The sequence below is a fragment of the Nocardia brasiliensis IFM 10847 genome (assembly GCF_000710915.1).
GTDB lineage: Bacteria > Actinomycetota > Actinomycetes > Mycobacteriales > Mycobacteriaceae > Nocardia > Nocardia brasiliensis_A.
Window position 1 is genome coordinate 1 of sequence record NZ_BAUA01000186.1, and the last position, 8,676, is coordinate 8,676.

The 8,676-nt window shown below is 68.0% G+C and carries 11 protein-coding genes and 1 tRNA gene; 5 read left to right on the top strand and 7 right to left on the bottom strand.

The genetic code is table 11. From position 1 onward, the window contains the following. Positions 1-317 precede the first annotated feature (317 nt). Positions 318-581: an FDXHR family putative zinc-binding protein gene (locus tag NBRGI_RS36660; RefSeq protein WP_014988890.1), complete on the top strand. Its 264-nt coding sequence runs from the start codon at positions 318-320 to the stop codon at positions 579-581. A gap of 74 nt (positions 582-655) precedes the next feature. Here the strand turns inward: NBRGI_RS36660 and NBRGI_RS36665 are convergent. Both NBRGI_RS36665 and NBRGI_RS36670 read right to left on the bottom strand, forming a co-directional pair. Continuing rightward, a tRNA-Gly gene (locus tag NBRGI_RS36665) sits at positions 656-726 on the bottom strand. A gap of 113 nt (positions 727-839) precedes the next feature. Beyond that, positions 840-2,021 (bottom strand): serine hydrolase domain-containing protein, encoded by a 1,182-nt coding sequence (locus tag NBRGI_RS36670; protein WP_200882273.1) that lies wholly within the window; start codon positions 2,019-2,021, stop codon positions 840-842. 292 nt (positions 2,022-2,313) lie between these two features. Between NBRGI_RS36670 and NBRGI_RS36675 the strand changes: the two genes are divergently transcribed. After that, the gene (locus NBRGI_RS36675; RefSeq protein WP_235211228.1) at positions 2,314-3,291 is read left to right on the top strand and encodes an MBL fold metallo-hydrolase; all 978 of its coding nucleotides are present in this window, start codon (positions 2,314-2,316) and stop codon (positions 3,289-3,291) included. Here the strand turns inward: NBRGI_RS36675 and NBRGI_RS45710 are convergent. Further along, on the bottom strand, positions 3,184-3,981 hold the full coding sequence (locus NBRGI_RS45710) for a phosphatase PAP2 family protein (RefSeq protein WP_051728311.1): 798 nt from the start codon (positions 3,979-3,981) through the stop codon (positions 3,184-3,186). The two genes, NBRGI_RS36675 and NBRGI_RS45710, sit on opposite strands and share 108 nt — an antisense overlap. Before the next feature lie 69 nt (positions 3,982-4,050). Then, positions 4,051-4,824: an SDR family NAD(P)-dependent oxidoreductase gene (locus NBRGI_RS36685; protein WP_029901810.1), complete on the bottom strand. Its 774-nt coding sequence runs from the start codon at positions 4,822-4,824 to the stop codon at positions 4,051-4,053. 135 nt (positions 4,825-4,959) lie between these two features. On the opposite strand from NBRGI_RS36685, the gene dcd reads away from it, so the two are divergent. Together dcd and NBRGI_RS36695 are read left to right on the top strand one after the other, a co-directional pair. Next, the gene (dcd, locus tag NBRGI_RS36690; RefSeq protein ID WP_029901812.1) at positions 4,960-5,538 is read left to right on the top strand and encodes a dCTP deaminase; all 579 of its coding nucleotides are present in this window, start codon (positions 4,960-4,962) and stop codon (positions 5,536-5,538) included. 103 nt (positions 5,539-5,641) lie between these two features. Continuing rightward, a complete protein-coding gene (locus NBRGI_RS36695; RefSeq protein ID WP_158439995.1) occupies positions 5,642-6,235 on the top strand; it encodes a DUF3558 family protein in 594 nt (197 codons plus the stop codon). 48 nt (positions 6,236-6,283) lie between these two features. Here NBRGI_RS36695 and NBRGI_RS36700 read toward each other — a convergent pair whose 3' ends face one another. Beyond that, positions 6,284-6,673, bottom strand: coding sequence for a hypothetical protein (locus NBRGI_RS36700; protein WP_029901817.1), 390 nt, complete (start codon positions 6,671-6,673; stop codon positions 6,284-6,286). A gap of 99 nt (positions 6,674-6,772) precedes the next feature. On the opposite strand from NBRGI_RS36700, the gene NBRGI_RS36705 reads away from it, so the two are divergent. Then, entirely contained in the window at positions 6,773-7,264 is a 492-nt protein-coding gene (locus NBRGI_RS36705; RefSeq protein ID WP_051728313.1) for a tetratricopeptide repeat protein, read from the top strand. Here the strand turns inward: NBRGI_RS36705 and NBRGI_RS36710 are convergent. Both NBRGI_RS36710 and NBRGI_RS36715 read right to left on the bottom strand, forming a co-directional pair. After that, positions 7,245-8,078, bottom strand: a complete 834-nt coding sequence (locus NBRGI_RS36710) for an AraC family transcriptional regulator (protein WP_051728312.1) — start codon at positions 8,076-8,078, stop codon at positions 7,245-7,247. The two genes, NBRGI_RS36705 and NBRGI_RS36710, sit on opposite strands and share 20 nt — an antisense overlap. Before the next feature lie 129 nt (positions 8,079-8,207). Further along, positions 8,208-8,676, bottom strand: a 469-nt coding sequence (locus tag NBRGI_RS36715; RefSeq protein ID WP_235211229.1) for a hypothetical protein, incomplete at its 5' end; no start/stop codon positions are given.

The following is an 8,676-nucleotide window of genomic DNA, read 5'->3' on the forward strand; positions in this document are numbered from 1 at the left end:
ATTCCGCGTGCGTGTCAGTCGACCGACACGTGCGCGGGACGCTGAAACGTGCACGGGCACTGGGAAGTGCGGGGGGATGCTGAAGTGTGCGGGGTGGTGGGGCGCGCGGGGCGCAGGTGTGCGGGTCGCCGAAATGCGGCGGATGTCGCGAGCGGGTTGCGGATGTTGTTGCATTGCTGCATCATCCGCGCTGCACGGGTTTGCTCACCGGGGGTGTGGAAATTATCCTCGGCAAGAACCGCACCGGGCCGGCACCTACCGTGGTGGAGCTCCCGTGGCGGAGTATCTGATGAGGGTCGGTAAGGAGTGTGGCCACGATGTCGGCCGAGATGGTGAAGTGCCGAGGCTGCCACCACCAGTGGCCGTTGAGCGCGCACAACGTGTGCCACTGCGCGCAATGCCATCAAACGTTCGCCGACGAGGCGGCTGCCCTACGCCACCAGGACGTCTCCTACACCCGCCGCAAGCCCTACGTGCGCTGCCGCACGCCAGCCGAAGCAGGCCTGGTCGACGGCGCGAGAACCTACGCAGGCAAGCCCTACCTCTGCCTCGTCCCGGCCACCGAAACCCCCACCCCCTGAACAACATTGCCGCAGTGGGTAACCCCGAAACGAAAACCGGCTCCGACCTGAACCACCAGATCGGAGCCGTGCTGAGCCGATGACGGGAATCGAACCCGCGCTGTCTGCTTGGGAAGCAGAAGTTCTACCATTGAACTACATCGGCAGGATGCCGAAGCACCTCCCGAGACTTTAGCAGAACCGTCTTCAGGTGGGGAAAACTCCAGGTAGAACCCTCTGACCTGCACCGATCACAATCGCGCCAGACCTCGTTTCCCGTCAGGCGAGGGCTCGGTGGAGGGCATTCAGCCAGGGGGTCCAACGCGGATCCGGCCCTACGGCTACATCGCCGGTCATGTCGGTGCAGGTGTAGCCGACGGCGGTGCCGGAAGCGGGGTGGGCGAAGCCGATACGGCCGCCGGTGCCGACGTGGCCGAAGGAGGTGGCGCCGAGCATGGGGTTGCTGGTTTGGGGGAGTTCGTAGCCGTTGGCGAAGCGGTGGGTGACGGGGAGCAGGTCGATGGGCGCCGGGTGGATGAGGTGGTCGGTGCCGGGGCGGCAGGCGCGCTCGACGGTGGCGGGGGTGAGCAGGCGGATGCCGTCGACGGCGCCGATGGTGGCGGCGTACATGCGGGCCAGGGCGCGAGCGTTGCCGATGGCGTTGCCCGCCGGGACCTCGGCCGCGTGCCCGGCGCGGGTGTTGAGCAGTTCGATGCCGGCTTCCCGGGTCGCCACGGTTTCGAGAAGGTTACGCACCAGGCGGGATTCGAGATCGATGCCCATCCTGGCGAGCACGGCCGCCACCTCGCCGGCCGACGGCGAGGGCGTGCGGGTGAACTGTGGAACAACCCTGGGCTCTTCGGTTTCCGGCAGACCTATCCACAGGCTCAATCCGAGCGGCTCGGCGATTTCGGCGGCGAGGAAGTCGCCGACATTCTTGCCGCTGACTCGCCGCACCAGCTCACCGGCCAGGAAACCCCAGGTGATGGCGTGGTAGTAGAACGCGGTACCCGGTTGCCACAGCGGCGCCATCGTTTCGAGCGCGGACACGCACCGGGCCCAATCGGTGAAGTCCGCTGCGCGGATACCGGATTCGGGCTCGAAGCCGCACAGTCCGGCGCGGTGAGTGAGCAGGTCGGCGACCGTCACATCGGCTTTGCCGTTGGCGGCGAACTCGGGCCAGTACTCCCGGACCGGCGCATCGAGGTCGAGCTGTCCACGTTCGACGAGCAGATGCACGCAGGTTGCCGCCACCCCTTTCGAGGCGGACATCAAGACCACCAGCGACTCTGCGTCCCAAGGTTTTCCGGAGATCGGGTCGTGCCCGGTCCACAAGTCGACGACGACCCGGCCGTGACGATGGACACACAACTGCGCGGCGCCCGCGTCCTTTTCGTGCGCCTGCCCGAACGCTGCCCGGACGTCCTCGTACCCGCGCTCGACGAACCCCTCGACCAACACCGCAACTCCTCCTCATGATCCGGCGGCACCGCCTGTCCCGGTGAAAACCCTTCGGTGCCAGACAGTATTGGACGGTGCGCCGGGCGCGGGGACGTTCAGCCGGGGTTCACCAGCTGGACGTCTGGACGGACTGTTCGCGCGCGAGGTTGCTGGACACGATCTTGATACGGACTCTCGAGTTCTCACGTTCTCTTTCTCGACCGACACCGGCCCGCACCCCAGGGCGACGAAAGCCGGGTCACGCGAACGGTATTCGCGCGCTACTGTCAGATCTCGACCGAGGAGTATTGACGTGACATCATCGCGGATCGATTCGAGGCACGGCTGGGCGGCGGGCAGGCCCGGTACCCGCCCGGCCACTGCGACGCTGCGTGAGCGGTTGCGGCGCCCCCCGCGGTTGCGCACGATTCGGCTGGGCCGGATGGAGTTGACCTACGTGCCCGACGGCGCGGTCTTCCTGAAGCCGACCGGGTGGTTACCGGACGCCACCGCCCAGGACTGGGCCGCCCACGCCGACCACCTCGACGAGAACGGCCACCTGGTCGCGGGCATCGGCGCGCTGCTGGTGCGCTACCGCAGGCGCGCGCTGCTCATCGACGCGGGAATCGGCCCGGTCGTCATGCCGGACGAGCCGGGCAACCCGATGACGGGCGCGACGCACGGCGGCGCGTTGCTGCGCAATCTGGCGCGGCTCGGCGTGGCCGGCCGGATCGACGCGGTCGCGTTCACCCACCTGCACACCGATCACTTCGGCTGGACGTTGTATCCGGGCCCGGGCGGTGTGCCGCCGTTCGGCACGGCCCGGTATCTGGTGAACGAGGCGGAGTGGAACTGGTGGCATACCCTGCCGCCGGAATTGGTCGCGGCACTGCCGGATTGGGCGCGCAACAGCATCACGACGCCGCAGATGCTGGCGGCCATCACGGCCAGGGTGCAGCCGTTCGTGAACGGCGCGGAGGTCTTCCCCGGCGTGCGTGCCCAGGAGATCCCCGGGCACACCGCGGGGCATACCGCGTTCGCGCTCAAGTCCATGGGCCGGCGCCTGGTGATGATCGGTGACGCGCTGCACAGTCCGGTGCAGGTGCGGCATCCGGAGTGGGCGTGCGGCTCGGATTTCGATCCCGCCGAAGGGATTCGCCGACGCCGGATGCTGGTCGACCGGCTAGCCGCCACCGGCGATCTGGCCTTCGGAATCCACTTCGCCGACGTCCCGTTCGGCCGGGTGTGCCGGGACGGGGACGGCCGCGCCACCTGGATCCCCTACGGCTGACCGGTGTTTCGCCGCGTCGCGCCCGGCATCGTGTTCGCGCGCTTCGAGATAGCGGTAGCCGCTGAAGGTCGCGATCACCAGCAGCGCGCCGATGGCCCATCCGCCGAGTACGTCGGTGGTCCAGTGCACACCGAGGTAGATGCGGGAAAGGCCCACCGCGGCAACGAAAGCGGCGGCCGCGGCCGCCGCGATCCAGCGCGCGACGCGGCGGCGCAGGCGGGGAATCAGCAGCACGGACACGATGCCGACGATCGCCATCGACCCGAGGCTGTGCCCGGACGGGTAGGCGAAGTTGGTCTTGGCGACGACGTGCAGGTCCACCGGCGGGCGCGGCCGGGCGATCAGGTTCTTGCCGCCGTCGACGAACAGCCAGGACAGCAGACCGGTCACGATGACCAGTGCGGCCGCGCGCCAGTACCCGAACCAGCCGAAGGCGATCACGGCGAGGGTGGCCAGCGTGGTCATCGCGACCGTGCCGCCGATATTGCTGACCGTGATCGCGATCGGGGTCAGTACACCGTTGCGATGCGCGACCGCCCAGTCCGCGATATCCGGGTCGATCGTGGTGAGCCCGTCGCGGGCCACCACGTTGGCGGTGAGTCCGGCGATGAACACGGCGAGCAACCCGGCCACCACCGCGAGCGGCGGTACCCGGCGTGGAGTCGGGACGAGCGTGGGATTCGGGGTCACCTTTCCCAGGATGTCATTGCCACGCTGTGTATTCGCTGAGTACTGGAAAATCGGACAAAACGGACCAGGTCAGAACTTGCTGTAGCCGCCGTCGATCAGCAGCGTGTCCCCTGTGTGGTACGCGCTGGCCGGGCTGGCCAGATACACCGCGACGGCCTCGAAATCGGTGGCCGTACCCCAGCGCTTGGCCGGGATGCGGGGCTGCACCCGTTCCCGGAAACGATCCCAGGCGAACACACCGTCCGTCATCGGTGTCTCGACCCAGCCCGGCAGCACCGAGTTGGCGCGGATGCCGTATTTGCCGAGCTCGACGGCGATCGAATTCATGACGGCGATCAGACCCGCCTTGCTCGCCGCGTAGGACTGGCCGCGCGGCACACCCTGTTCGGCGGCCAGACTGGCCGTGCCCACCAGACTGCCGCCCTCGCCCTGCGCGACCATCACCTTCGCCGCCTCGCGCAGCGTGACGAAGGCGGCGTCGAGGTTGATCGAGGTGACTCGCCGGAATTCGGCGAGGTCGGTCTCCAGGAACGGCAGACCGCCTTGCGGTACACCGGCATTGGCGAAGCACGAATCGATCCGGCCGAGTTCGTCCACGACCCTGGCCATCGTGTCGCACACCTGCTGTTCGTCGCCGACATCGCAGGACAGGGTGAGCACCCGGCCGCCGTAACCGCGCAGGATCTCCGCGGCGTCGGCGTTGCGCTCGGTGTTGCGGCCGACGACGCACACGTCGGCGCCGGCCCGCGCGAGCCCGCGAGCGAAACCGAGACCGATCCCGGAGTTGCCTCCGGTCACCACGGCCACGTGGCCGGTCAGGTCGAACAGTGCGGGCTCGGTCATCCGGTTCATCCCTTCGGTCACGGGCGGCGCCGGGCGCGAATGTCCGGTGCCGCCTCGAACGAGTGGAGGATATCGCCGCGGCCGCATCGATGTGCGGCTGAAGACCGGCGGCGAGCAGGCGCTACGCTGCTTGCCGTGCTGCTTTCCGATCGTGACATCCGTGCGGAGATCGCCGCTGGGCGTCTCGGCGTCGAGCCATTGCTGGAGACGCTGATCCAGCCGTCGAGTATCGACGTGCGCCTGGACGGGATGTTCCGGGTGTTCAACAACACCCGCTACACCCATATCGACCCGGCGCAGCAGCAGGACGAGCTGACCAGCCTGGTCGAACCGGCCGCGGGCGAACCCTTCGTGCTGCATCCCGGCGAGTTCGTGCTCGGCTCGACGCTCGAGGTGTGCACGCTGCCCGACGACCTGGCCGGCCGGCTGGAGGGCAAGTCCAGCCTCGGCCGACTCGGCCTGTTGACGCACTCCACCGCAGGCTTCATCGACCCCGGTTTCAGCGGACACATCACACTGGAGCTCTCCAACGTGGCCAACCTGCCGATCACCCTGTGGCCCGGCATGAAAATCGGCCAACTCTGCCTGCTCCGCCTCACCAGCCCCGCCGAACACCCCTACGGCAGCGCCACCGCCGGCTCGAAATACCAAGGCCAACGCGGCCCCACCCCCTCCCGCTCCTACCTCAACTTCCCCCTCCCCACCAGCCCATAGCCCTACCTCGATACCGTCGGCTTACTACCATTCAGCTGGTCAAAGGGGGAAGACTGTGCGTGATCGTCGGAGTCCGTTGGTTGGGCATCGGACACTGGGGGTTGTGGTTGGGGCGGTTTGTGCACTCGGTGTATCGACGGCTTGTTCCGACACCGACAACGGGGCCGGGCTGACGACGTCCAAGTCAGCGACCAGCGCTGTCGCTGCCCCTGGGGCGGTGCGGGTGGCCGTGCCTCCTGCCGCCGATGGGGTGGTTCCCCGGGTCGTCGCGCTCGATCCTTGTTTCCGGGTAAATGATTCGCGCATCGCCGAGGCGGGTTTCGATCCGGCTTCGCGCGAGCGCAATGCCACCGAAGTGACCACGATGAGCAGTCTCACGAAGATCGGGTGCAGCTTTCGAGGTCTGTCTTCGGGGGCGCAGGTGGCCGACTTTCTCAGCATCACCACGAGCACTGAGAAGCTGCCGGAGGTGACCGGCTCTGCGCGCAACGAGGTCGTCGAGACGACTACGATCGGGCTGCGGCCCGCGACGATCTACCGTTCCATGCCTGCCGCTTGCGATGCGGCCGTCGAATCACCGGACGGGACCTTGCAGATCTCGCTGATCGTGCCGCCTGGCGCGGCTGAAGCCCCGAAGGCGTGCGATCGGATTCGGGATGTGGCCACCGGAATAGCGAGCGCGCTCGACGTCGGGTAGCTCCGCGCCCGAAACACCCATCATCGCAGCATGTCTCGATAGAACACGTCACGCCGACTGTGCTTCTGACGGGATCTCGGTACGCACGCGGCGGAAGTGGTGGCGGGTCGATTTCGGCACCCAGAGCAGGGCGAAGATGACGAGGGAGAGGGTCCAGCCGGCTAGGAGGGCCAGGTGGGCGCCGGTGGTGGGGAACAGCACCCACACTACGAATCGGCCGAGGAACTGGCCGCCGAGTAAGACGGTGATGGTGATGCGGGCCCAGTTGCGGCCGCGTAGGACGGGCAGCAGCAGGGCGGCGTAGAGCGGGGCGCTGATCAGGTGGAACACGGTGCCCACGTGCCAGCTGAACGGTGAGAACATCAGCACGAGAACGTGATTGACGGCGTGGATGCCGATGCCGAGGGCGGCCAGACGCACGGTGAGCGGTGCGGACATCGCGGAGTCCCTTCGCGGTCGAGGTGCGGGGAACGCTACGGTCCACGCGCGCCGCGGTATTGGACGAATAGGACATCACCCTGTGCGACAGTGATCGGCGTGAACCAGGATTGGGAAGATCGGGTAGCGGCCGCGTGGACCACGATCGACGAGCACGACGCCGCCGATTTCCGGGCCGTGATCGACGCTCTGGTCGCCGAATTGCCGGGCGAGCATCCGCGCGCAGCGTTCGAGCGGGCATGCGCCTGGGACTCGACCGGCCATTGCGACCAGGCGGTTCCGCTGTATCGGGCGGCGTTGGCGGGCGGGCTCGACGACTATCGGCGCAGGCGCGCGACGATCCAGCTGTCCAGTTCGCTGCGCAACATCGGTCAGGCCGCGGCGGGCGTCGAGCTGTTGACCCGCGAACTCGACGCACCCTCGGATGAACTGGACGACGCCGTACGCGCATGTCTGGCACTGTGCCTGTCCACCCTCGGCCGCGATCGCGAGGGTTTGTCGCTGGTCCTCGGCGCCCTGGCCGCGCATCTACCCAGGTACCAACGGTCCATGGCGAATTACGCTCGGCTGCTCATCGAACCGGACCGCTAGCCCTCAGCCCGAGCAGGCGGCCGGGGGAGGAACCGGCGAAGCGATGGAAGTCGCGGATGAGATGGGATTGGTCGTAGTAGCCGAACTCGGCGGCGAGTGCGCTCGTGTCGTGGTCGGGTCGGCTGGTCAGGGCGCCGAGTGCGGCCGAGAAGCGGAGCAGCGAACCGTAGTCCTTGGGTGGCAATCCGATGTGCTCGGCGAAGCGGCGCCGGAAATGCCGTGGGCTCCAGCCGCTTTCCGCCGCCAGTGTGGTGACCGGCCGGATTCCGTTGGACCGGCGCAGTTCCCGCACGGCGTGCACGATCGCCCGGTCGGCGTGGTCGTCGCAGTCTCGGGCGCGTCGGCGCAGGTAGTCGCCCAGTAGCGCGAATCGGGTCGGCCAGGTGGGGGATTCGGCGAGCCGCTCGGTCAGCTGCCGCACCGGCGGCCCGAGCAGGTCGGCGAGCGGGACTGCCGCGTTGCGCAATTCGTCCAGCGGCACCCCGAGCAGCCGACGCGCGGTCAGCGGATCGAGTTGCAGCTGGACGCTGCGCATCCGTCCGGCGTGGCCCGCGCTGCCCGCGCGGTCGTGCAAACCGATGACCAGCGCGGTCGGGTCGAGACTGCGTCCCTCGAAGATCCCCTCCAGTGCGAAGACGAGTTTCACGGTGCCGCCGGGAATCTTCCTGCGGCGCACCGGGTTCGGTTCCAGCACGTCGAAGCCGAAGCAGCGCAGCACGTCGAGGCCGGCGAACGCGGCGGGCGGCGCGGCCACCACCTGGTGCGCACGCACCTGGTAGGTCCCGCGCAGATCGCTCAGCCGATCACCACCCATGTTCCGAGCCTACGACCCCGCGCGCACCGAAGCACCGCGGTCGAGTCCGCCCCGCCGACTGCCAGAATTAAGGGGCGGACTCGACCCGGTTTGCGCCGGGCGGCAACGGGAACCGATCGCGGCGCGTGATCAGTCCCCGTCGCCCGCACCCACCGCCAGTGCCGTCGTGATGATGACGGATAGCGGTGGGAGCGTGTCGCCGCGTCTCGGCGGGGATACCCAGAAGCACCCTTCCCGGGTCCACCGCCCGAGACCGGTCGGCAACATCACGGCACTACCTATGGCGGGGATGCCGATATCGAGACGATTGAGCACGTCCAATACCTGCAACCCCGGCCTGCTGTCCGGTTCGGCGAGGAAGCTCCACCGGATCTGCCTGGCCAGCATGGGCCCCCTGGTACCCTGCTGTTCCAGTGCGGCCCGGACCTTTTCGGCACGAGCGGTCGGCAAGTGGACGACGCAGACGCGGTTGGTGATCGGCAGCATGACGAAGCCGCCACGTTCGGTTACCGGTAGCCCGAACTCGTGCCGATAGAACGCCACCCAATCGTCGACAGTCCTGAGTTTCTCCACATTCACGGCGAACTCCTTGCCTCCC

Coding starts and splice junctions, on each gene's coding strand:
- NBRGI_RS36660 (WP_014988890.1), top strand. CDS start 318: ATGTCGGCCGAGATGGTGAAGTGCCGAGGCTGCCACCACCAGTGGCCG.
- NBRGI_RS36685 (WP_029901810.1), bottom strand. CDS start 4,824: ATGACCGAGCCCGCACTGTTCGACCTGACCGGCCACGTGGCCGTGGTG.
- NBRGI_RS36700 (WP_029901817.1), bottom strand. CDS start 6,673: ATGTCCGCACCGCTCACCGTGCGTCTGGCCGCCCTCGGCATCGGCATC.
- NBRGI_RS36710 (WP_051728312.1), bottom strand. CDS start 8,078: ATGGGTGGTGATCGGCTGAGCGATCTGCGCGGGACCTACCAGGTGCGT.